The organism is Falsihalocynthiibacter sp. SS001 (assembly GCF_042445055.1).
Classification (GTDB): domain Bacteria; phylum Pseudomonadota; class Alphaproteobacteria; order Rhodobacterales; family Rhodobacteraceae; genus Falsihalocynthiibacter.
The window spans coordinates 969,843-991,845 of sequence record NZ_CP170339.1; the positions used below are offsets into that span (position 1 = coordinate 969,843).

Sequence of the window (22,003 nt, forward strand, 5' to 3'; positions counted from 1 at the left end):
CCAGTTTAAGCAAGATCAGCGAGTCGCTTAAGTGCAGCCTCCAACTTGTCGGCTTCGGCTTCAAGCTCTGCGAGGCGCGCGCGGCTCTCGGCAACAACTTCTTCTGGCGCAGATGCAACAAACTTGGGATTGCCAAGACGCCCCTTAAGGCCACCGTACTCTTTGCGTTGCTTCTCTTGTGCTTTTTCAAGGCGCGCTTTCTCGGCATCAAGGTCGATGATGTCGGCAATAGGAAGCGCGAACGTACCACCCTGTACCGCAATCGTGACGCACCCTTTGGGCAGATCAGCAACCGGCTCGATGCTCTCGATACGTGCGAGCTTGCATACCAGCGCTTCGTTACGTGCCAGTGCGTTTTGCGCCTTATCATCCAACTGAAGCTGCAACATCGGCAGTTTCGCCCCCGCAGGAACGCGCATTTCGGCACGGATAGATCGGATCGCTTCGATCAGCCCAATGACCCAGTTCATCTCGGAGTCGGCGTCTTGGTTCATCAAGTCTTCGCCGTATGTCGGCCAATCTGTGTGGATCAGCATCTTGGGGCGTTCGGAGATTGAGGACCAAAGTTCCTCAGTGATGAATGGCATAATCGGATGCAGTAGGATCAGGCACTGGTCGATAACCCATGCCATTGTCGCGCGCGTTTCCGCGATAATTGCGTCATCCTCGGAGTAGAAGAGAGGCTTGGCAAATTCAACGTACCAGTCACACACTTTGCCCCAAGTGAAAGCATAGAGAGTGTTGGCAGCATCATTGAAACGGTAGGCTTCGAGTGCTGCGTCCACGTCGATGCGTGCCTTGGCGGCTTCTCCGATGATCCACTTGTTGGCGGTTTGCTTTACAGATGTCGGATCAAAGTCCGTCTTGGGAACACATTCGTTCATCTCGGCAAAGCGCGCAGCGTTCCAGAGTTTGGTACCAAAGTTGCGATAACCTTTGATGCGGTCCTCGGAGAGTTTGAGAACACCGCCCATCGCGGCCATTTGCGCCATCGTAAAGCGCAACGCATCCGCACCATAGACGTCCACAATTTCCAGTGGGTCAATGACGTTGCCGCGCGTCTTGGACATTTTCTCGCCCTTCTCGTCGCGCACGAGTTGGTGGAGATAAACCGTATGGAACGGGTCTTTGCCTTCGACGGCTTGAGACATCATCATCATCCGCGCCACCCAGAAGAACAGAATATCCTGCCCGGTGATCAACACATCTGATGGATAGTATTTCTCTAGTTCAGGCGTCTGCTCGGGCCAGCCAAGCGTGCCCATGGGCCAAAGCCCAGACGAGAACCACGTATCCAACACGTCTGGATCGCGCGCGAGTACCTTATCACCAGCTTGCGCCTGCGCTTCTTCTTCTGTTGCGGCACAATAGAAATTGCCCTCGTCATCATACCAAACTGGTACCTGATGTCCCCACCAAAGTTGGCGGGAAATGCACCATGGCTCGATGTTCTCAAGCCAATGATAAAAGACCTTCTCACCACTTTCTGGCATGATCTTCACGCGACCTTCACGCACAGCGTTAAGGGCTGGGTCAACGATCTTGGAGGTGTCCACAAACCATTGGTCAGTCAGCAATGGCTCAATCACAACCTTGGAGCGGTCGCCAAACGGCTGCATGATTTTCTTGTTTTCGACATATGGGATCAGCTCTGGCGCCATGCAAACATCGCCGTCGGTGTTGGGCTGTCCTTCGACCATAACAGCGAGACCTTCGGCGGTGATGTCTGCAATCACCGCTTTGCGGGCTTCGAAACGGTCCATGCCCCGATAAGCCTCGGGCACGAGGTTCATCGCAGCGATTTTGGCTTCGTCAAAAGTCTCTTCGCCGTTCGCAATGCGTTGTGCGGTTGCGGCTTCTTCGGCATAGGGGCGTCCGTCGCTGCGCATCGCCGCTTTGGTGTCCATCAGGTTGTACATCGGAATGCCGCCACGTTTGGCGACCTGATAGTCGTTGAAATCATGTGCACCGGTGATTTTCACAGCACCAGAACCAAAATCCATCTCAGGGTATTCGTCCGTGATGATCGGAATCAGGCGGCGGCTCTCTTTCGGGCCGATCGGAATTTCGCAAAGCATACCAACGATGGGCGCATAGCGTTCATCATCTGGGTGAACAGCAACCGCGCCATCGCCTAGCATGGTTTCAGGGCGCGTCGTCGCGATGGAAATATAGTCCCGCGTTTCGCGCAGGGTTACGTTGCCATCTTCGTCTTTTTCAACGTATTCGTAGGTCTGGCCATTTGCGAGCGGATATTTGAAGTGCCACATATGTCCGTCAACTTCGATATTCTCGACCTCAAGATCGGAAATCGCTGTTTCGAAATGTGGGTCCCAGTTAACTAGACGCTTGCCGCGATAAATCAGGCCTTTGTTGTACATATCAACGAAGGTTTTCAGCACCGCATCATGGAAGTTCGGATCCATGGTGAACGCTTCGCGTGACCAGTCACAGCTAGAGCCAAGGCGCTTGAGCTGGTTTTTGATGTTGCCGCCCGATTGCGTTTTCCACTCCCAGACTTTCTCAAGGAATTTTTCGCGACCAAGCTCTGTACGCGATGGCTGTTGATCGGCGGCCAGTTTGCGCTCCACGATCATTTGCGTCGCGATCCCTGCGTGGTCGGTGCCGGGTTGCCAGAGCGTGTCGTATCCCTGCATCCGTTTCTGACGCGTCAGGATATCCTGAAGCGTGTTGTTGAATGCGTGCCCAACGTGTAGGTTCCCCGTAACATTCGGCGGCGGGATCATTATGGAGAATGTTTCATCGCGCGATGCATTCGCACCTGCTTTGAACGCGCCTTCTTCTTCCCATTTTGCGTAAATGCGTGCTTCTGCTTCACGCGCGTCGAATGTCTTATCCATCGCCATTTCGGGCCCTCGATCTGTTCTGTGCATTTTGAATTGCGTCAATAGTGGCGCGTCAAAATCGGTCCCAACTGCATTACCGAATGCATGCCCCGAGGGGAAGGGGGCGTAGGCTAATTTAGGTTGTTCGATCAAGTTTTGTTGCGAGATGGATCAGACTCTCGCTACTTTTCACACCGCTTATTTCGCCGATAAGGTCGAGGACATCATTGAGTGCGGGCGGGGTGGGCGCGACGATTTTAAGCAAGAGGTCAAACCGCCCGCTTGTGGTTGAGACATACTCGACCTCTGGGATCGTCCGTAGCCCCGCCAAAACCGTGGGGTGGGCGTGCGGCTCGATCGTTAGGAGGACCGTCGTTGTAATGCGTGCCTCTCTTGCCGCATTCCCGACCCGCAGGGTGTATCCAGCGATGGTGCCGTTCTCTTCTAGTCGCGCGATACGTGCCTGAATAGTGGACCGCGCCACATCCAATTTGCGCGCGAGAACCGCCACCGATATGCGCGCATCTTGCGTAAGTTGCGCTAGTATGGCCTTGTCCAGAGAGTCTGTCATATTGCCGCCTTGTATCGTTGATATGATTGTTTGGCTGGTCGGATTGCTCAACGCAAGAGAAAACAGGAAACCATTCAGCTGGCGGTGCTTGGACTTAGAGTTTTTGCGCCTTGGACTGGACACTTCGGCTTTGGGCGCTAAAGATGCGGGCAACACGTGGAGGCATTATGGAAAAATTTGGCAAGAGTCAGTCCGTTCGGCGGACCGAGGACGTACGTTTTCTGACCGGTCAGGGAAACTACATTGATGATATTGCACCAGAAGGCGCGCTGTTTGGATATGTGTTTCGCTCGCCTCTCGCTCACGCCGAAATCCTGACGCTGAATGTCGATGATGCGCGGGAGGCTGACGGGGTTCATGCCGTTCTGACGGTCGATGAACTTGAGGCGATGGGCATGAATATCGGGATGAAGGGCGCTACTGTCGATAATCGTGACGGAACGCGCGGTGCCAAGCCATTGCGCCCGATATTGGCCAAGGGACGTGTCCGCTTTGTGGGCGAAGCCGTCGCGTTCATTGTAGCAGATACTTTGGCACAAGCGCGCGATGCCTCAGAGCTTATCGAGTTCGATTACGACGAATTGCCTGCTTCTCCGCTTGCGGTTCCTGGTGGTCCACAAATTCACGATGAAGCCCCCGATAATGTTGCATATGACTGGAGTATGGGTGACGAAGCCGCAACGCAGGCTGCATTTGAGAGTGCCGCATTTCATGTATCTCTGGATGTCGTAGACAACCGCGTCATCGCCAACTCAATGGAACCGCGAGGATGTTTCGCGGAATGGGATGGCACACGCTTGCATGTCGCGATTTCAGGCCAAGGGGTTTGGGAGCAAAAGGAACAGATCGCACGCGCTTTCGACATGCAAGCAGATGATGTTCGCGTAACTCACCCTGATGTCGGTGGCGGTTTTGGTATGAAAGCGATGGCGCATCCAGAGAATTTTCTGGTCGCCGCAGCAGCAAAAACGATAGGCAAGCCTGTCCGTTGGTTCGGGGACCGCTCCGAAAGTATTTTGTCGGACAACGCGGGGCGCGATCTTATTTCAACTTGCGAGCTTGCTTTTGATGCCGATCACAAGATTCAGGCCTATCGCGTGAATACGCTTAGCAATCTGGGGGCTTACAACTCGCAATTCGGCCAGCCCATTCAGTCAGAACTCTTCGCTAAGGTTCTGATGGGAACCTACGATTGCAAGACAACATTCCATGCGGTGAAGGGGATTTATACCAACACCACTCAGGTCGATGCCTATCGCGGAGCGGGCCGACCAGAGGCCATCTTTGCGCTTGAGCGTACAATGGACCACGCCGCACGTGAATTGGGTGTGGACCCATGGGAGTTGCGCCGCAAGAACTTCATTCCCAAGGACGCGTTCCCTTACACCTCTGCTACGGGCGAACTTTACGATGTCGGGGACTTTCATCGTGTCCTTGATCGTGTGGAGCAAGAAGGCGACGTGCAAGGATACGCTGCGCGCAAAGCGGAAAGCGCGTCAAACGGTAAGCTACGCGGTATCGGCCTGAGCTTCTATATTGAGAGTATCCTGGGCGATCCCGCAGAAGGCGCGAAAGTTGAGTTCTGCGACGATGGAACCGCCAAGATTTACGTCGGCACGCAAAGCAACGGGCAAGGGCACGAAACGGTTTATGCACAGTTCCTTGCCGATCAAACGGGTATCCCCGCCGAATGCATCGAGGTTGTTCAGGGCGATAGTGATCGGATTGCTAAAGGTGGCGGAACAGGTGGTTCGCGCTCGGTTACCGTTCAGGCAAACGTGACGCTGGCGACGGTGGCCAAGATGATTGAGCAGTTCACGCCTTACCTTGCCGACAAGCTTGAGGTCGAGGCTTCGCAAATCTCCTTTGACGATATCAGCTTTAGAATTGAGGGGTCCAACCTTGCCCCCACAATGCTTGAAGTTGCAGAGATGGCACGCCAAGATGGTCGCAAGGATCTGCTCTCATTTGAGGCACGCGCGGAAATACCAGGCCGTTCTTATCCAAACGGCGCCCATGTCGCAGAGGTAGAGATCGACCCAGATACCGGAAAAGTAGATGTGGTGCGCTATACTGTGACCGATGATTTTGGCAATCTGATCAATCCAATGCTTGTTGCGGGGCAGGTCCATGGCGGCGTTGCACAGGGGCTTGGACAGGTTCTGACCGAGCATGTCGTTTACGACGAGGATGCGCAGCTATTGAGTGCGAGCTATATGGATTATGGCATGCCGCGCGCGGACGATATGCCGTTCGTTGATTTTACAACAGAGTCCACGCCTTCAACCGCTAATCCCATGGGCATGAAAGGTTGTGGAGAGGCCGGTACGGTAGGTAGCATGGCGTCGGTTGCAAATGCGGTTCTGGATGCATTGTGGGAAAAAGGCGTGCGGAATGCCGATGCGCCATTCACTCCAAGTCGGGTCTGGAACTTACTTCAGGAGACAAATGAAGCCGCTTCGTAGTCTTTTCAAAAGGTGGCTCGGCCTTGGACGAAAGGTCGAGCAATCCCCCAAGACACCGCATCGCGGTATTCAGGATCATGTCATCATTCTGGATGGAACACTTTCGTCGCTCGAAGATGGGCACGAGAGTAACGCGGGCCTACTTTATAAGTTGCTTAGTCAACTGCCGCTTAAGGAACGGCCGCATTTACGGTACGAGTCCGGCGCGCAATGGCCGACATGGCGAAGTTCGTTGGATGTGCTAGAGGGGCGGGGGATTAACAAGCAGATCCGTCGTACTTATGGCGTGTTAGCCAGTCGGTACCATCCGGATGACCGGATTTTCCTATTCGGGTATTCTCGCGGCGCTTTTGCGGTTCGATCACTCGCTGGAATGATTGACCAAGTCGGGCTCCTCAAGGCTAAACACGCGACCGTCCGCAATATCAGGCTTGCGTATCGTTTATATCAAGGGCCACCAGATACCGAGGCAATTCAGGCGTTTCAGGCCGCGTATTGTTATCCATCGGTTGATATCGAAATGGTTGGCGTTTGGGATACGGTCAAGGCGCTGGGCAATCGGCTCCCTGTTTTCTGGCGGCTAACGGATCACCGCTATGCCTTTCACAACCATAATTTGGGCCATTCTGCCAAGCACGGTTATCACGCACTTGCGCTTGATGAAACGCGCCAAGCCTTCGCGCCTGTGATGTGGAGCAGCCCTAAGGGGTGGGATGGTCACGTTCAGCAAATGTGGTTCCGCGGCAGTCACGGCGATGTCGGGGGACAGCTGGGCGGATTTCTTGAGGCGCGGCCGCTATCGAATATTCCATTTGTCTGGATGGTCGAAAAGGCCGAGGCGCTAAACCTTGCATTGCCCGAAGGATGGCGCAGCCAATTCCCTTGCGATCCGAATGCGCCGTCGGTGGGCCGTAACCGTAGTTGGGGTAAACTCTTTATGTCGCGCGAAAAGAGAATTATCGGGCGGGACCGATCAGAGCGTATTCACTCATCGGTTCCCGCCAATCATCCGGCGCAAATTCCGCTCAAGCGGCTCCATGAAAACGGCGTTTAGGCCACGTTTTCAAGGCTTGCCGAAGGAGCGATGCCAAGCGCATGACATACGTCGCGGGTACGCTCAGGACGGTTGAGCGTATAGAAATGCAGGTCTTCGACACCGCCCTCCAGAAGGTCGGAGCACAGCTCGGTGCAAAGACTTGTTGAAAGCAGGTCAGTACGATCGTCCCGCTCGGCTTTTTCAAACGCTTCGATCACCCAAGCAGGAACAGAGGTTCCGCATTGTGCAGCAAAACGCTGCGCGCCTTTCCAGCTTTGGATCGGAAGGATGCCCGGAATGATTGGCGCATCAATGCCAGCTTTCTCACACGCATCACGGAAGCGGAAGAATGTCTCGGCCTCGAAAAAGAACTGGGTGATTGCTGAGTGCGCGCCCGCGTCGATTTTGCGTTTTAGCCAATCAACATCAGCTTGGGTCGATGGTGATTCAGGATGTGGTTCTGGATAGGCGCCCACACGGAGCTTGAATTTGCCAGTGTCCGCCAGAGCCTCGATCAACTCGCAAGCATCGGCAAAGCCCTCTGGATGAGGTGTGAATTTATCCGCGCCTTTGGGCGCATCTCCGCGAAGGGCCACGATTTCCGTGACGCCAACGTCGGCATATGCGTTCGCAATTTTGAGGGTCTCTTCGCGGGTTGCGTCCACACAAGTCAGGTGCGCGGCAACATTCAGGCCGTAATTCTTATGGATCGTCGCAACTGCTTCATGTGTCAGGTCACGTGTGGTTCCACCAGCGCCGTAGGTCACAGACGAAAAGCTCGGCGCCAACGGAGCAAGCGCACGGACAGTATCCCAAAGCCGGAAGGAAGCTTCCAACGATTGAGGAGGGAAGAACTCGAACGAAATACGAGGTGTCTGTGCTGTGGCGGTCATGGCGAATCGATCCTTTTAGGTTTGAGCACTTGTCACATATGCGGCTTTGTGAGACAAATTCATAATTTTCAAGATCAACATGAGGCTCGTGCATAATGCATCTAGAGTTCAGGCATCTTCGGACTATCAAGGCGATCCACGAAGCAGGTGGACTCGCGCGGGCAGCTGATATGCTCAATATCACACAGTCTGCCCTTTCACATCAAGTGAAGGGATTGGAGGATCAGGCGGGGGTGGAGCTTTTCATCCGCCGAACCAAGCCAATGAAGCTTTCGCCAGCGGGGCTGAAACTCCTGCGTTTGGCCGAGAAAATCTTGCCAGAGGTCGCAGCACTTGAGGCGGATTTTGCGGGGCTGATTTCGGGAAAGTCAGGGCGGCTTCATATCGCGATTGAGTGTCACGCATGTTTTGAGTGGCTCTTTCCTGTGCTTGAGGAATTTCGCAAGGCTTGGCCGGATGTCGATGTCGATATCCGGCCGGGACTGGCATTTGACGCCCTACCTGCACTCCAGAAAGAAGAGGTCGATTTGGTGGTGTCTTCGGATCCTGAGGATTTGGAAGGCATTGAATTTTCGCCGCTTTTCGATTACGAGCCGGTTTTTGTTGCAGCGGCGAACCACCCGCTTGCACAGAAGGAATATGTAGAGGCCGAGGATTTTCGCGGAGAGACACTGATTACATATCCCGTCGACCGCACGCGCCTTGATGTGTTCACCGAGCTGCTTACACCAGCCAAAGTTGAGCCCGCTGCCCTGCGCCAAGTTGAGCTCACGGCCGTCATTTTGTTGTTAGTTGCATCTAATCGGGGTGTCGCGGTCTTGCCTGATTGGGTCGTGCGCGAGGTCCGCTATAACTCCGATTACGTCACTCGTCCGTTGGGCAAAAACGGCGCAAGCAAGCGGCTCTATGCAGCGGTGCGAAGCGAAGATGTTTCAAAACCGTTTATGTCGAATTTGATCAGACTGGCCCGCACCGAACCCGTGAAAATGCAGCGCGGCCTATAGCTGTCAGGACTTTGGACTTGGCAAAGCTGCGGCTGCCGCGTATATGCGCGAACTTACAAAGGAGTAGCTCCAATGATCGGCAGTGCGAATCTTAATATCATGGTCAAAGCCGCCCGTAGGGCCGGCCGCAGTCTTGCGAAAGACTTCCGCGAAGTTGAAAACCTTCAGGTTTCAGTAAAAGGCGCGGGTGATTTTGTTTCTAAGGCGGATATTGCTGCGGAAGCGATCCTGAAAGAGGATTTGATGGAAGCGCGCCCAACCTATGGCTGGCTGGCCGAGGAAAGCGCAGAGATTCCCGGTTCCGATCCGACACGCCGTTGGATTGTTGATCCGCTGGACGGCACAACAAACTTCCTTCACGGCTTGCCGCACTGGGCTGTTTCTGTCGCGCTTGAACATAAAGGCGAGATCGTTGCCGGTGTTGTTTACGACCCATCCAAAGACGAGACATTCTTTGCCGAAAAGGGTCAGGGCGCTTGGATGAACGAAGGGCGTATTCGTGCGTCTGGTCGTACGCATATGATCGAAACGATTTACGCAACGGGCCTACCTTTTGCTGGCCGTGCTGATTTGCCTGATACGCTTCAGGATCTTGCGCGCATTCTGCCTGCATGTGCGGGTGTTCGTCGTTGGGGCGCTGCTTCGCTTGATTTGGCATATGTTGCCGCTGGCCGTTACGATGGCTTTTGGGAGCGTCGTCTGAAACCTTGGGATGTTGCCGCGGGTCTTGTACTTGTGCGCGAAGCAGGTGCGCTGGTCGAGCCATTGGTCGAAGGTACGAACATCATCGAGAGCGGTGGCGTTATCTGTGCAAACGAGCCGATGTTTGAGCGTTTCGCCAAGGTCATTCGCAACTAAGAGTTGCCATCAGTTATGAATTTTAGGGGGTGGGCCATGGTCCGCCCCTTTTTATTTGCGGCGCCTTACGCGAGGGATTGAGCTGGGCGATAATTGATATCTCGCCTCGGGGTTCGGGGCGTGCCCGTGGGTGTTTTCCCAGTACTTCGGCCCACCTTTGCGTAACCAGAACGGCAGCATAAGGATGACACCAGCCAGAAATCCGCCCGAATGCGCCCAATATGCTACGCCTGTTGTCGTCGGTGTAAGGCCGTTCATCAGTTGAAGGCCGAACCAAATGCCTAACACAATCCACGCAGGTAGCGGAATGATGCGAAAGAATACGATAAAGAAAAAGAAGACATCCACCTTGGCGCGCGGGAACAAGAGCAAATACCCGCCCATTACTGCCGCGATTGCACCAGATGCGCCGATCATCGGAACGACCGAATTTTGATCGGAAAGGATATGCCCAAGCGACGCGGCAAGCCCGCCTCCTAGGTAAAATCCGAGGAACTTACCATGTCCGAGCTGGTCTTCCATGTTGTCGCCAAAGATGAACAGAAACAGCATATTTCCGAGGAGATGCATAATGCCTCCATGCAGGAACATCGCCGTTAGCGGCGTATAGACATTGTACCCTTCCAGAAACCAGCGCGGAACGAGCGCCCAACGAACGTAGAATTCATTCATCTCGTTCACGTTCCCCTGTTTGTGCCAATAACTCAAAAAGATCAGCACATTCAATGCGATCAGCGTGTAGGTCACATAGGGTGTACGGATCGAAGGGTTATGGTCGCGGATGGGTAACATACGTTCAGATTGACGATTGCTACGGGCGGGTCAAGTGCACAGATTTCGCACTGGCGTTTCCGAACGTTGCGCGCCTGTAATCGGATGGCCAAACCGTCTGAAGATAATGCAAAATTGTCGTCGGATTTGGCGTTCTCGGTCTTTACCTTTTTTACCCAATCGCTATGGTCGCCCCACCTTGGCCCGCGTGGTGGAATGGTAGACACAAGAGACTTAAAATCTCTGGGCCGAAAGGCCGTGCCGGTTCGAGCCCGGCCGCGGGTACCAAGGGTTATTCCACATATTTGTGAACCAGTTTCTACTTGCCTCACGCGCGCTGACGTCTAAGTTGCCACGGGCATTAAAGGGGAACGACATGAAAAAAATTACATTGGGACAGAGTGCACTAGAGGTGACACAGCTATGTCTCGGAACAATGACATGGGGCAGCCGCAACACCGAGGCCGAAGGTCACGCACAGATTGATTTCGCAGCCGAGCGGGGCATCAACTTCATGGATACCGCCGAAATGTATCCAGTAGCACCCGTCAAAAAAGAAACAGTGGGCAACACAGAGAAAATTGTTGGTAGCTGGATCGAAAAGAACCCGTCCAAACGGTCCGATTGGGTGATCGCAACCAAGCACAGCGGCTATAACGAGGCCTTCGTTCGCGAAGGGCAAACCGTTACCGGCGCGACGATGCTTGAGGCAGTCGAGGGATCGCTCGAGCGGCTCAAGACCGATTACATCGACTTGTATCAAATTCACTGGCCAAATCGCGGATCATACCATTTCCGTCAGCAGTGGGATTTCGATCCCTCTAAGCAAGACAAGGCGAAAACGCTGGACGACATCGCCGATATCCTCAAGGCGATGGAGAGGTTGCAGAAATCCGGCAAAGTCCGCGAGTTCGGTTTGTCGAATGACAGCGCTTGGGGAACGGCTCAATGGCTTCGGATTGCAAATGAAATGGGTGCGCCGCGCATTCAAACCATTCAGAACGAGTATTCGCTGTTGTGCCGTCAGTTCGATACGGACTGGTCCGAGCTTTCCTGCAACGAAGACATCACGCTCTTGGCTTATTCTCCGCTCGCGACAGGTTTGTTGACGGGCAAGTATGAGGGCGGAACGGCCCTTCCTGAACGTTCGCGACGTACACTTGTTTCCGATCTGGGAGGGCGTGTGACCCCGCGTGTTTGGCCTGCGATTGATGCTTATCTGGAAATCGCAAAGAAACATGGATTGGACCCGAGCCAAATGGCGATTGCTTGGTGCATGACGCGCCCATTCCTGACATCTCCGATCTTTGGTGCCACTTCGGTTGAGCAGCTTGAGATCGCCTTGGGTGCGGATGAGTTGACATTGAGCGATGAAGTGCTGGCGGATATTGCCGCGGCGCATCGTGAACATCCGATGCCGTACTAGAATGGCTGTGGATCAGAAAAATTCGGTGGCCGTTGTTGGCTGTGGGACGGTGGGGCGCAATTGGGCGCTGCTGTTTCTGCGCGCGGGTTGGCCCGTCCGAGTTTTTGATCCAGAGGCAAACGCGGTTGAGAAGCTGCAAAAACTCTTTATGCAGGCGCGTGAAAATGTGCCTGCATTTGCCGACATCCCACAAGCGGCGCTAAGCTTTCACACGACGCTTTCGGAAACGGTTCGGGGTGCAGTTTGGGTTCAGGAGAGTGCGCCTGAACGCATTGATTTGAAACGCAAGATATATCAGAAGCTACAGGAACACTGCCTTGCGAACGCGATGATCGCGTCGTCATCGGCGAACTTGTCGACGATTGAGATTCAGAGTTTTGCGCCGCGTGCGAAATATGTGCTTGTTGTGCGTCCACAGGACAGATCATTCTCGACCGAGCGTGTCGCAATCCTAAGTGGACCGTCAACACCTCCTGCATTGCTTCAACAGGCGGCAGAATTTTTACAAGATTTGGGCTTAACGCCTGAAATTACGCCAAACTAAGGCGTATAGAAAAAGGCGAGCGTGCGTGGAACTTTGGATACCGATTACAATCGCCGCGGCCTTTGCGCAAAATCTTCGCTTTATGTTGCAAAAGCATTTGAAGTCCACGCGCCTATCAACGGGCGGCGCGACATTTGCGCGGTTTCTATACTCCGCACCTTTGGTCGCGATCCTTCTAGCGATTTATCTGAACGTAAGCGAAACGCCATTGCCACAAACATCGGCACGGTTCTGGGTGATGGCGCTCTCTGGAGGATTGGCGCAAATACTTGCCACGATGTGTGTGGTTGCGCTCTTTGCGCATCGCAGCTTCGCGGTTGGCATTACCTTCAAGAAAACAGAGGTCTTGCAAACCGCGCTACTTGGATTTGTTGTGCTCAATGAACGAGTTTCCGCATGGGGGTTGGGGGCAATCCTCGTGGGGTTCGTTGGCGTTATTTTGCTTTCGGATAGTCGTGAAAACGGCGCTACAGGTTGGCGCGCGCGACTGTTTAATCGCGCTTCTGGGCTTGGGCTGCTCTCTGGTGTGCTTTTTGCGATCTCGGCGACAGGGTATCGTGGGGCGTCGCTTTCGCTTGGGCTTGATGTGCCGTTCTTTGCGCGTGCGTGTTTTACATTGGCGGTTGTGACGGCGAGTCAAACGCTTGCGATGGCCATTTGGCTGGCGATCCGCGAAAACGGAGAAATCCGCCGCGTCTTGGTGAACTGGCGCGTTGCGGGGTTGGTCGGGGTGACGTCTATGTTTGGATCGCTAGGATGGTTCACCGCATTCACTTTGCAAAATGCGGCCTATGTCAAAGCGCTCGGGCAGATAGAACTCTTGTTTAGCTTCATCGCGAGCACACTGTTTTTCGGAGAACGGACAACGCCTCGAGAGTTGATCGCGATGCTTTTTCTGACCGGATCAATCCTGTTGCTTGTGCTCTTGGCTTAGGAATTTAGACGCAGGAACAGGTTTTGCTCGTCATCATTCTTAAAGAACGGAACTGATTTGGGCGGCGTTCCAGTCCGAAGAATTTGCGCCACCTCGGCGAGCACGACCTCGGTGATGAACGGTAAGTCAAGTTCACGCGCTCTGTCGATCGCGATCCAGTGAAGATGGGAAAGCTCGTCAGATGCGGCGGAAAAGTCATCCGGATCGCCGCTCACGTTCGATGCATCAACCAGGAAGAAACGCGCATCAAAACGGCGCGGACGTCTGGGCGGTGTGATGGCACGGAAAACGAAGGTAAAACCCGTGGCACTTGGGATGAACCCGCGCTCTGCAAATTTTACCCAGTCCAGCGGGGGCGGCGCCCCCCATTCTGCTTGCTCGCCTAGAATTAGGCCCGCTTCCTCCCAAAGCTCGCGAACAGCGGCGATTAACAGGGCCTGTGCAAGTTCGGGGCTCGCGTCCGTCGCGAGGCGCTCTAGACAGGGAGAAGCGATCGGATGGAGAAGCGGAATATCAAAATCGCTCTCGTCAACCGCACCGCCAGGAAAGACAAACTTGCTCGGCATAAAGGCGGCTTTCGCGCCGCGCTGCCCCATCAAAATATGTGGGACGCCTTCGATCTCGCGATGCAATATTGTCGTGGCCGCGTGGCGGATCGCTGATTTGTCCAATTTCCCTCCTAGGGTGTCGTTTGCTCTCTGAGTGGCTCAGAGCCGAAACCGTGCATTCGTTTGGCCCATTGCAATGCAACAAACATTCCCTTGAACCTTGGCAGAAGATACAGCGAAAGGCCAACACTCCCGACAGTGAATATCGACGCGATGAGGAACGGATCGGGTTGATAATGCGTAAATACATAGAGTAGGAGCGGCGCGATAATATGGCCGACAACAAGGATCGTCATGTATGCGGGGCCGTCATCTGCACGCTGATGATATAGGTTTTCACCGCACACAGAACACTGCGCGCGCACCTTTAGGTAGCTCGTAAGCATCGGGCCCGAACCACAATTTGGGCAACGGCACCGCCATCCGCGCATGAGAGCCTGCTTTAGCGGACGGTCGTCTGAGAGGGGAGAAGCACTCATTACATATCCTATTTCTGTTAAGCGATAAATTTAATCGGAACACGGTCATTTAATAGGGGGCATTTCGGAATCGCGTCGCCATGTCGCAAAAACCCAAAATTTCTGCGACGGAAGTATCGGCCCCGTGCGTTTATCTCTCAGAACAAGGGCAGATACATCTGCTTTGAGTTCTGGATCAACAAAGGATGAAATATTATGAAACGCACTACACTTGTGGCAGGTTTGACAGCTTTCTCAATTGCAGCCGGATCTCTTATGTCCGTGGCGCAGGCCGAAGATGCAGGCAAAGCGCGTCATCACGGTCCGCGGATGAATATTGAGCAGATTGATACGAACGCTGACGGCAAAATTTCGGCAGAAGAGATGAAAGCACACGCCGATGCGCGCTTTGCTGAAATGGACGCCGACGGAGACGGAAAAGTATCACCCGAAGAGCTTAAGGCGTTCTCTGAAAAGCGTCAGAGCGAGCGCCACGCCGAACGTCAGGCTAAGATGATTGAGCGTCTCGACCAAGACGGTGACGGGATGCTCAGCCAAGAAGAAATGACACCAAAAGGCGCCGATCAAATGTTCGAAAAGCTCGACACAGATGGTGATGGCCAATTGAGCGAAGAAGAGCTCAAAGCCGCTAAAGGTAAACGCGGCGGTCACCACAAGAAAGGTGGAAAGCGCGAAGAGTAATATCCGCGTGTAGAAACTGTCCTGAAGGGTTTCGGCCCTTCAGGCGTCTAGGATTTGCCTGTTGAGTCGAAACGAGATACCCACGCGGTTATGACTATGCCCCTTGATGCTCTTTCCGAGGTTGCCGATGACGCGCTTCTGGTGCTGTTCGCAAACGGCGACAGAGCGGCGGCGCAGGTGCTAACCGTGCGGCTTATGCCGCGTGCGCTCGGGTTTGCGGCGCGATTGCTCGGGGATTGGGCAGAAGCCGAAGACGTGGCCCAAGAGGCAATGCTGCGCCTTTGGAAGGTTGCGCCGGAGTGGCGTCAAGGCGAAGCGCAGGTCAGCACTTGGCTCTATCGCGTGGTTCGTAACCTGTGTACGGACCGGCTTCGGAAGCGGCGCGGTGTTGGCTTGGACGAAATCGCCGAGCCACTGGATGACGCACCATCGGCCTCTGACGTTTTGCAGAACAAGGGCAGGGCGGAGGCCTTGAGAGAGGCACTTGATCAATTGCCCGAACGACAACGCGAAGCCGTAATATTGCGGCATATAGACGGGCTACCAAACCCGCAGATCGCGGAAATACTTGAAATAACAGTCGAAGCCGTTGAAAGTCTGACGGCCCGAGGGAAACGCGCGTTGACGGCCTTGTTGGCTGGGCGGCGCACTGAACTGGGATATATGGATGAGTGAGCATGACAAATCGCAAGTTGATCTCGACGCGCTTTTTGCCGCCGAGATGAACGACACCATAGAGCCGTCAGCGGACCTGATGGCGCGCGTTCTTGCGGACGCTCAAGAGGTGCAGAAGAGCTTTGCGGCCGTTTCGCCTGCGTCTCCTCGTCAGAGTATTTGGCGCGGGATGCTCGCGGCCGTCGGCGGATGGCCCACCTTCGCAGGGTTGGCAACGGCGACAATTGCCGGTGTTTGGCTGGGAGTAAGCCCGCCGCAGGGGATTGATACCCTCACCGATACGATGCTGGGGAATAGTTTTGAGTATTCGGACTACCTCCCCAGCTTCGACAGTGTTTTGATGGAAGGTTAGATTATGTCAGATACAGCAAATAAGCGCCCTACCTCTCGGTTTGTACGCGTGATGCTTATCGGTTCGCTGGCCTTGAATTTCTTGGTGATTGGCGGCGTGATAGGTGTCGCGGTGACCGCAGACAAGCACCACAAAGGGCGCGGTACCTTTGCGATTGGGCCATTCACACAAGCTCTCGATGATGCGACCAAAGAAAAGGTGCGCGATTCACTTAGTCGGAATATGGACGAACGTCGCGAAGCCGACCGCAGAGGTGCGCGTCAGGCGATGCAAATGCTCTTAGCGTCACTAAAGCAAGAGCCGTTTGACCGAGGACAAGTCGAGCAAGCTTTGAACGCCATTGAGGCCCAAGGCGCGGCGCGGCGTGCCGAGGGTACAGACGCGCTGCTCGATGCGGTTGAACAGATGACGCCAGATGAGCGCGCGGCCTTTGTTGAGCGTTTTGAACAGCAGATGCGCAAACGCAAGTCGGGCGATAAGCCACGCAACTCGCACGACTAGGCGGCAGTCAAACTCACCGTGACCTGATTGCGCCCGTCCGATTTCGCTGAAAATAACGCGCGGTCGGCACGGCCCATCAACTCGTTGACGTTCTGACTGTTTCCATCCCCCATTGCGACGCCGATGCTCAGGGTCACGTTCAGGCCTTTGGCAGCGCCGTTAACGCTGATTGGTTTTGACTCAATCGCGCGGCGTAAACGTTCAGCGGCACCTCGTGCCATGTTCAAGGGGGTGTCGGGCATCGCAATCAGAAACTCTTCGCCACCGATCCGTGCTACCAGATCCTCTTCACGCAGGTTCGCCTTAATGCGCCGGGAAACCTCCGTAAGCACCTCGTCGCCAGCCGCATGACCAAACCCGTCGTTCACGCTCTTGAAGCGATCCAGATCAAGGATCATGACGGCAAAGCTGCGCTTGGTCTTCATGGCTTGGCCCTGAATCCTCGCAAGATGTGGGATCGCGTAGCGGCGATTGTATAGCCCTGTTAGCGGGTCAATGACGGCCATGCGTAGGCCATCTTGAACGGTTTCTCTAAGGCGGTCGGACTGACGTTTGCGTTTGAGTTGGGTGCGGACGCGTATGGCGAGTTCTTCGGGGTCGAATTCATCGTACATCACGTCACTTGCCCCCATATCCAGAGCGGCAATGGCTTGGGTTCGCGACGCTTCGCGCAAAATCATCATGACGGGCATATATCGCGTTTCGGTGCGGCTTTTAAGCTCCGACAACAGGCGCAGGCCTTCGTCGGGCATTTCAAGATCACCCGCGATGATAAACATATCAGGTACGCGGCCGCTGCTTAGCGATTGCAGAGCCTCGTTGCGGGAAAGGATGTTGACGCGATCACGGACCTTTCCTTGAAGAAGCGAACGCCAACGCAGCGCCTTGTCCTTTTGTGCCGTAATGAGTGCGATGGTGCTTGGCATTTCAAAGCCAGCCTGAGCTTCGGCAAACCCGAGATCACGACATGTAGATGCCCGAAGGCGCAACTCCTCGGCCGAACCACCAGCGCGCATCAGGCTTCGGACGCGGGCAAGAAGGATGAGTTCGTCGAAAGGTTTGAAAAGGATGTCGTCTGCTCCGGCCCTCAGGGCGCTGAGTTTGGAGCGCGAATCATGTGCGCTGGCGATCATGATGATCGGCGTATGTTCCGTGAGTGGGTCATTTCGCAGCGCTTCGCAGATTGCGACGCCATCCATATCGGGCATCTTAACATCGAGGATAATGAGGTCGGGGCGCTCTTTTCGAGCTATTTCAAGGGTTTTCTGGCCGCTTGACGCTTGAATTACATCATAGAATGCCGACGCCAGTTTGACTTTGAGCACTATGCGGTTCGTTGCAACGTCATCAGCTATCAGGATGCGGCCTACCATGAATTCCTCACTGATTTGTTTCAAATTACTGTCGAATGATTCAGTTATTCGATAGATTGGTTAAAATTTCGTTTCTGAAAGGGTTAAGAGAATGGAACAGAACGCTGCGCAGACCGTCGCGGTACGAGCGCTTGGCTGGTTGGCTGGCGATGATGAGCTTTGGGATGTGTTTCTTGGCTCGACGGGCGCAAGCGTAGCGGATGTGAAATCTGGCGTCGGAGATCCCGCTTTTCTTGGGTCCGTGCTGGATTTTCTGATGATGGACGACGCGTGGGTCATGCGCGCCTGCGAAGGGCTTTCGCTTCCGAACGAAACACTGCTTCGTGCGCGGCAGGCGCTGCCGGGGGGAATGGAATACAGTTGGACTTAGGTTCTATATCAAAGCGTTAGATGTCTAACGCAAGCTCTCCGTTTTTCTGTGCTGCGCGGGATTGGCAGAGGATGATTTGATCCTCTTTTTCCGCGTTTGACAGCACGTAATCGCGGTGCTCAACCTTGCCTTCGATCACACTACACTTGCACACGCCGCAAAGCCCGTCCGAGCATTTAAGGTCAACATGTACCCCTGCATTCAGCAGCGCATCCGCGGCGGATTCATCTTCCGATACAGAAATCGAACGACCATCCTGCAGCTTGAGAGTGAAGGGATGGTTAACAAAGTCGGGCGCCTCTGGGACGGCGAAATACTCTAGATGACGCGCGTCTTCGGGAAAGCCATTAACTTTTGCGGCTTCCAGAACGCTGTTCATATAGACGTCGGGCCCGCAGGTATACATATGCGCGCCCTCTTCATATTTCAGCACCGAAGCGAGATCGGCGCGGGTGCCCTCATCTGAGAAGTGGAGATGTAGTTTAGATCGCCAAGGCACGGCATCCAAATCCTTCAGAAAGCCTGCGCCCACGCGAGAGGAGCAACTATAGTGAACCTCGAAATCGCGCCCCAAAGCATATAGCCGATGTGCCATCGCGATCATCGGCGTTATACCAATGCCACCCCCCATGAGATAGCTTTGGGATGCGTCCTCAATGAGTGGGAAGTGATTGATCGGCTTGGAAACAAAGACTTTACGCCCCTCTGTGAAAATACGATGCATGAGCTTGGAGCCGCCTCGTCCGTTATCTTCACGAAGAACGGCGATCTGATACTTGGAGGTATCTGCGGGATCACCCGAGAGCGAATATTGCCTAAAGAACTCTGGCGCGACGACCACGTCGATATGCGCTCCAGCCGTTGCGGGCGGGAGTGTTGCACCATCAGGATGGGAAAACTCATACTTGGTGACGGTATCGCCCATTTTCTCGACCTTGGACACGACAAGCTTCATGACGGGTGTCTGGCCGTGATCTGTCGCGTAAATATGCTCGGGCGGAAGCCCCTCGGCGCGGCGTTTCTTGTGCTCCTCTGCGGATATCATCTGTTGATAAGCCGCGATGCCCGCTTCGCGATCCATCGGGAAGGGCCACGCATAGGGCGGTGGTGCGAGTGGAGCGGGATATACGGCGAGGGTTTGATCGCTGAAGCGAAGGTTCAACTTCTTTTGCAGGGGGCGTTCGCTGACGGGCTTTAGGGGCGCGCGGTAGGCACCATCGTCGCGCATCTCTAGATCCCACCACCATTTCTTGCCACTCACGACCTCGCCATTGCCCGCCAAGTCATCCAGCTTTGCTAGTGCTTTGGCCGTTGCGGGAGCGTTCATCGCAACCCAGCGGAACGGGGCCTCGGCGAACAGGCCTTCAAGGTTCCAAGGACATGTTTTCATACAGCGACCACACATCGCGCCGCTCTCGTTTGTTACGCGGTAGGTTGTGCATTTCTGGCTGTCGCTTTTCCAGATTTCATAGCCGTTGAACATTGCCTTGGGGCCTGCGGTGATAGCGCCAGAAGGGCATTCGCGGGCACATTTGTTACAGGCGTCACAGAATTTTTGCAGGCCAAAGTCGATCGGACGGTCATGTGTCATCGGCATATCGGTCGTCACGATCCCCGATTTTAGGCGTGGTCCGAGGAACGGATTTAGAATAACTTCCCCAATCCGCGAGACCTCGCCAAGCCCCGAAAGCAAAAGGAGCGGAGGGTGCAGGACCTCATCATCCATCACGGAATGCACGCGTGCCGTGTAGCCCAAGCGTCGTAGGTGCCCCGCCAATACGCCGCCGAGTAGAGAGAACCGCAAATAGGCGCGCATACTCTGGGCGCAGGCAATCCAGTCATCGCCTGTGGCGCCCTCCATGGTTTCGTGGCCCTGATCGATAATCATTGAGATTGCGTTCTTATGATACGGTGTAATCACGTCGCCATTCACGTCATGGCTATAGTAGGCATAATCCGGACATGCCGACAGCCCAACAGCATCCACCCCAAGAAAATACAGGGCTCCTTTGATGTTATCCGCATTTCGTTTCGGATCGAACGTGGAGGGATCACGGGTTGGTGCGGCCTCTCCATCCTGAAGCAAGAGGAACGCGCCAAGTGACGGACGAAACGCAAAGGCAGAAGCGGACTTGCGGACATAATTGCCGTTCTTTGCGGCTTCTTGAACCTTCTTGCCCATGTCCCCGAAGAGTGCGCGGACAAATAGATTTGCGCGTTTCGGCACGCGCGCCACGTTTGGGGCATCAATATAAGTGGTTGGACTGCCAACGCGTTTGAGGGTCTCGAAAGGATGCGGCCCGAGTGCGAAGTCGCGCTTTGCATAGGGATCGCGCCGCGTCGCAGATTGAGCATGGCGGCCAAGCCCAGTTGAGTAGCTAAGTGGCGCCGAAGCTTTGTCCGCAAGCGGCAAGTCAGGTGCAAACTCAAGGGTCGTCGTAACCACGGCGAGCGCGTAGTCATGTCCGAGGAATGGATTGCGACCGTCTTCGCCAATCAATCCCGCCGCGAGAGCAAGGTGGCGCAAATGGACATCGCTCGCCGCCTCCGTATGTGCGCGGGCGTCATGGCCAAGGCTGCGGATATAACTTGCCAGCGTGACCGCCGTTTCAGCAGCGCGAAGGCAGCTTCGATTCTGTTCAGCGCCGTGTATCCAGTCAGTCCCGCTCTCGTTTTCTCGCGGTTTTCGGGGCAGGGCATAGAGATAAATCAGCGCGTGGGTGTGGTGAGTGCAGTCGGCTGTCGGAACTCTAAGAGATTCACGCAGGCCTGCCATAATGACGTCGACGCCGGCGGCCATGCTCTTGGGTTGCATCGTTTCGATTTTGGAGGCGAGGCGAGCAACGTCAGGATTTTCTGTTCTGGTAGGCAACCAAGCATCCTGTGGAATTGCACAAGTTGCGGCCATATCCGCGTCACAGAAATAGCCGAAGGATTTCAGGTGTTTTGCACGCTCGGTCAGGTCCGAGGGGATTTCTGCTTGCTCTTTCTTGACCATTCCTTCGCGGGTTGCATCAAGCATTGCTTGGTACTCGCGCATTGCGGATATGATCGATAGCTCGGATGTGTCATCGAACAACAGGCTTTCTTGTGGGCCTAGTTGGCCCGCATCAATCGGTCCTTCGCGACGGCGTAATTTCTCCATCGGATACCCGCCTAGATCGAATGGGCGTTTCGCGGATGAGAATAGTTTGCTCATGGGTATGACCTAAAGTTGTGCAAGCGGCGTGCCGTCGCCAGATTGAAGCTTGTGGATGAGTTTGCGCAGCGTTTCGCGTTCTGTGGCCGATAATTTTGCTTCGAAGTGTGCCGCATTCTCGCGTGCCGCGTGTGTCGCACATTCAAGAACATCGCGGCCGTGCACTGTTACAACTACGGCGGTGCGGCGGCCGTCTGATTCTTCGTCGTTACGCTGGATCAGCCCCTCTCGCGACATTTTTCGCAGCGCGCGGGATGTCGCGGTACGATCCACGCCTACAAACTCCGCGATCGCAGATGGAAAACGAAGTGCCTCTGTCTCCACCGCCAGCAGGATGCACCATGTGACTCGCGTTAGACCAAGCTCCTTTAGGCGTGTTTCAAAACCGCGCTCTTGAATGCGCGCGGTTCGGCTCAT

21 protein-coding genes and 1 tRNA gene are annotated in these 22,003 nt (G+C 54.7%); 13 read left to right on the forward strand and 9 right to left on the reverse strand.

What is annotated here, in order from left to right; genetic code table 11:
• Positions 1-5: 5 nt before the first annotated feature.
• Positions 6-2,867, reverse strand: coding sequence for a valine--tRNA ligase (locus ACFE33_RS04800; RefSeq protein ID WP_380058656.1), 2,862 nt, complete (start codon positions 2,865-2,867; stop codon positions 6-8).
• 115 nt (positions 2,868-2,982) lie between these two features.
• Positions 2,983-3,417 (reverse strand): Lrp/AsnC family transcriptional regulator, encoded by a 435-nt coding sequence (locus tag ACFE33_RS04805; RefSeq protein WP_380057642.1) that lies wholly within the window; start codon positions 3,415-3,417, stop codon positions 2,983-2,985.
• A gap of 167 nt (positions 3,418-3,584) precedes the next feature.
• On the opposite strand from ACFE33_RS04805, the gene ACFE33_RS04810 reads away from it, so the two are divergent.
• Positions 3,585-5,882, forward strand: a complete 2,298-nt coding sequence (locus tag ACFE33_RS04810; RefSeq protein ID WP_380057645.1) for a xanthine dehydrogenase family protein molybdopterin-binding subunit — start codon at positions 3,585-3,587, stop codon at positions 5,880-5,882.
• Positions 5,866-6,936: a DUF2235 domain-containing protein gene (locus tag ACFE33_RS04815; protein ID WP_380057647.1), complete on the forward strand. Its 1,071-nt coding sequence runs from the start codon at positions 5,866-5,868 to the stop codon at positions 6,934-6,936. The genes ACFE33_RS04810 and ACFE33_RS04815 overlap by 17 nt, the downstream gene beginning before the upstream one ends.
• Here the strand turns inward: ACFE33_RS04815 and metF are convergent.
• On the reverse strand, positions 6,933-7,811 hold the full coding sequence (metF, locus tag ACFE33_RS04820) for a methylenetetrahydrofolate reductase [NAD(P)H] (protein WP_380057649.1): 879 nt from the start codon (positions 7,809-7,811) through the stop codon (positions 6,933-6,935). The genes ACFE33_RS04815 and metF overlap by 4 nt on opposite strands.
• A gap of 95 nt (positions 7,812-7,906) precedes the next feature.
• On the opposite strand from metF, the gene ACFE33_RS04825 reads away from it, so the two are divergent.
• Both ACFE33_RS04825 and ACFE33_RS04830 read left to right on the forward strand, forming a co-directional pair.
• On the forward strand, positions 7,907-8,815 hold the full coding sequence (locus ACFE33_RS04825; protein WP_380057652.1) for a LysR family transcriptional regulator: 909 nt from the start codon (positions 7,907-7,909) through the stop codon (positions 8,813-8,815).
• A 72-nt stretch (positions 8,816-8,887) separates the two neighbouring features.
• A complete protein-coding gene (locus ACFE33_RS04830) occupies positions 8,888-9,673 on the forward strand; it encodes an inositol monophosphatase family protein (RefSeq protein WP_380057655.1) in 786 nt (261 codons plus the stop codon).
• Positions 9,674-9,724: 51 nt separating this feature from the next.
• On the opposite strand, the gene ACFE33_RS04835 is transcribed toward ACFE33_RS04830, so the two are convergent.
• A complete protein-coding gene (locus ACFE33_RS04835) occupies positions 9,725-10,465 on the reverse strand; it encodes a rhomboid family intramembrane serine protease (RefSeq protein ID WP_380057657.1) in 741 nt (246 codons plus the stop codon).
• A gap of 181 nt (positions 10,466-10,646) precedes the next feature.
• Here ACFE33_RS04835 and ACFE33_RS04840 point away from each other — a divergent pair.
• The 4 genes from ACFE33_RS04840 to ACFE33_RS04855 all read left to right on the forward strand — a co-directional run bounded on the left by ACFE33_RS04840 (position 10,647) and on the right by ACFE33_RS04855 (position 13,348).
• Positions 10,647-10,732 (forward strand) — tRNA-Leu (locus ACFE33_RS04840).
• Positions 10,733-10,820: 88 nt separating this feature from the next.
• Complete coding sequence (locus tag ACFE33_RS04845) at positions 10,821-11,870, forward strand: aldo/keto reductase (RefSeq protein WP_380057659.1); 1,050 nt, start codon at positions 10,821-10,823, stop codon at positions 11,868-11,870.
• Positions 11,871-11,877: 7 nt separating this feature from the next.
• A complete protein-coding gene (locus ACFE33_RS04850; protein ID WP_380057661.1) occupies positions 11,878-12,414 on the forward strand; it encodes a 3-hydroxyacyl-CoA dehydrogenase NAD-binding domain-containing protein in 537 nt (178 codons plus the stop codon).
• 25 nt (positions 12,415-12,439) lie between these two features.
• Positions 12,440-13,348 (forward strand): EamA/RhaT family transporter, encoded by a 909-nt coding sequence (locus tag ACFE33_RS04855; RefSeq protein ID WP_380057663.1) that lies wholly within the window; start codon positions 12,440-12,442, stop codon positions 13,346-13,348.
• Here the strand turns inward: ACFE33_RS04855 and ACFE33_RS04860 are convergent.
• Positions 13,345-14,019: a DNA mismatch repair protein MutT gene (locus tag ACFE33_RS04860; RefSeq protein WP_380057666.1), complete on the reverse strand. Its 675-nt coding sequence runs from the start codon at positions 14,017-14,019 to the stop codon at positions 13,345-13,347. The genes ACFE33_RS04855 and ACFE33_RS04860 overlap by 4 nt on opposite strands.
• 8 nt (positions 14,020-14,027) lie before the next feature.
• On the reverse strand, positions 14,028-14,435 hold the full coding sequence (locus ACFE33_RS04865) for a DUF983 domain-containing protein (RefSeq protein ID WP_380057669.1): 408 nt from the start codon (positions 14,433-14,435) through the stop codon (positions 14,028-14,030).
• A 195-nt stretch (positions 14,436-14,630) separates the two neighbouring features.
• On the opposite strand from ACFE33_RS04865, the gene ACFE33_RS04870 reads away from it, so the two are divergent.
• The 4 genes from ACFE33_RS04870 to ACFE33_RS04885 all read left to right on the forward strand — a co-directional run bounded on the left by ACFE33_RS04870 (position 14,631) and on the right by ACFE33_RS04885 (position 16,644).
• A complete protein-coding gene (locus ACFE33_RS04870; RefSeq protein ID WP_380057671.1) occupies positions 14,631-15,116 on the forward strand; it encodes an EF-hand domain-containing protein in 486 nt (161 codons plus the stop codon).
• A 90-nt stretch (positions 15,117-15,206) separates the two neighbouring features.
• Positions 15,207-15,791, forward strand: coding sequence for an RNA polymerase sigma factor (locus ACFE33_RS04875; protein WP_380057673.1), 585 nt, complete (start codon positions 15,207-15,209; stop codon positions 15,789-15,791).
• Positions 15,784-16,143, forward strand: coding sequence for a hypothetical protein (locus tag ACFE33_RS04880; RefSeq protein WP_380057676.1), 360 nt, complete (start codon positions 15,784-15,786; stop codon positions 16,141-16,143). Before ACFE33_RS04875 ends, ACFE33_RS04880 begins: the two co-directional genes overlap by 8 nt.
• Before the next feature lie 3 nt (positions 16,144-16,146).
• Entirely contained in the window at positions 16,147-16,644 is a 498-nt protein-coding gene (locus tag ACFE33_RS04885; RefSeq protein ID WP_380057679.1) for a periplasmic heavy metal sensor, read from the forward strand.
• Here ACFE33_RS04885 and ACFE33_RS04890 read toward each other — a convergent pair.
• Positions 16,641-18,017 carry a diguanylate cyclase gene (locus ACFE33_RS04890; RefSeq protein WP_380057682.1) on the reverse strand — a complete coding sequence of 459 codons (1,377 nt, stop codon included), beginning with the start codon at positions 18,015-18,017 and terminating at the stop codon, positions 16,641-16,643. The genes ACFE33_RS04885 and ACFE33_RS04890 overlap by 4 nt on opposite strands.
• A gap of 91 nt (positions 18,018-18,108) precedes the next feature.
• Here ACFE33_RS04890 and ACFE33_RS04895 point away from each other — a divergent pair, with 91 nt between their 5' ends.
• Entirely contained in the window at positions 18,109-18,387 is a 279-nt protein-coding gene (locus tag ACFE33_RS04895) for a DUF3572 domain-containing protein (RefSeq protein ID WP_380057684.1), read from the forward strand.
• A 16-nt stretch (positions 18,388-18,403) separates the two neighbouring features.
• Here ACFE33_RS04895 and ACFE33_RS04900 read toward each other — a convergent pair whose 3' ends face one another.
• Positions 18,404-21,586, reverse strand: coding sequence for a reductive dehalogenase (locus tag ACFE33_RS04900; RefSeq protein WP_380057687.1), 3,183 nt, complete (start codon positions 21,584-21,586; stop codon positions 18,404-18,406).
• Positions 21,587-21,595: 9 nt separating this feature from the next.
• Entirely contained in the window at positions 21,596-22,003 is a 408-nt protein-coding gene (locus tag ACFE33_RS04905; protein WP_380057690.1) for a MarR family winged helix-turn-helix transcriptional regulator, read from the reverse strand.

Coding starts and splice junctions, on each gene's coding strand:
- ACFE33_RS04800 (WP_380058656.1), bottom strand. CDS start 2,867: ATGGCGATGGATAAGACATTCGACGCGCGTGAAGCAGAAGCACGCATT.
- ACFE33_RS04805 (WP_380057642.1), bottom strand. CDS start 3,417: ATGACAGACTCTCTGGACAAGGCCATACTAGCGCAACTTACGCAAGAT.
- ACFE33_RS04810 (WP_380057645.1), top strand. CDS start 3,585: ATGGAAAAATTTGGCAAGAGTCAGTCCGTTCGGCGGACCGAGGACGTA.
- ACFE33_RS04815 (WP_380057647.1), top strand. CDS start 5,866: ATGAAGCCGCTTCGTAGTCTTTTCAAAAGGTGGCTCGGCCTTGGACGA.
- metF (WP_380057649.1), bottom strand. CDS start 7,811: ATGACCGCCACAGCACAGACACCTCGTATTTCGTTCGAGTTCTTCCCT.
- ACFE33_RS04825 (WP_380057652.1), top strand. CDS start 7,907: ATGCATCTAGAGTTCAGGCATCTTCGGACTATCAAGGCGATCCACGAA.
- ACFE33_RS04830 (WP_380057655.1), top strand. CDS start 8,888: ATGATCGGCAGTGCGAATCTTAATATCATGGTCAAAGCCGCCCGTAGG.
- ACFE33_RS04835 (WP_380057657.1), bottom strand. CDS start 10,465: ATGTTACCCATCCGCGACCATAACCCTTCGATCCGTACACCCTATGTG.
- ACFE33_RS04845 (WP_380057659.1), top strand. CDS start 10,821: ATGAAAAAAATTACATTGGGACAGAGTGCACTAGAGGTGACACAGCTA.
- ACFE33_RS04865 (WP_380057669.1), bottom strand. CDS start 14,435: ATGAGTGCTTCTCCCCTCTCAGACGACCGTCCGCTAAAGCAGGCTCTC.
- ACFE33_RS04870 (WP_380057671.1), top strand. CDS start 14,631: ATGAAACGCACTACACTTGTGGCAGGTTTGACAGCTTTCTCAATTGCA.
- ACFE33_RS04875 (WP_380057673.1), top strand. CDS start 15,207: ATGACTATGCCCCTTGATGCTCTTTCCGAGGTTGCCGATGACGCGCTT.
- ACFE33_RS04880 (WP_380057676.1), top strand. CDS start 15,784: ATGAGTGAGCATGACAAATCGCAAGTTGATCTCGACGCGCTTTTTGCC.
- ACFE33_RS04885 (WP_380057679.1), top strand. CDS start 16,147: ATGTCAGATACAGCAAATAAGCGCCCTACCTCTCGGTTTGTACGCGTG.
- ACFE33_RS04890 (WP_380057682.1), bottom strand. CDS start 18,017: ATGGTAGGCCGCATCCTGATAGCTGATGACGTTGCAACGAACCGCATA.
- ACFE33_RS04895 (WP_380057684.1), top strand. CDS start 18,109: ATGGAACAGAACGCTGCGCAGACCGTCGCGGTACGAGCGCTTGGCTGG.
- ACFE33_RS04900 (WP_380057687.1), bottom strand. CDS start 21,586: ATGAGCAAACTATTCTCATCCGCGAAACGCCCATTCGATCTAGGCGGG.
- ACFE33_RS04905 (WP_380057690.1), bottom strand. CDS start 22,003: ATGAGCCGAACCGCGCGCATTCAAGAGCGCGGTTTTGAAACACGCCTA.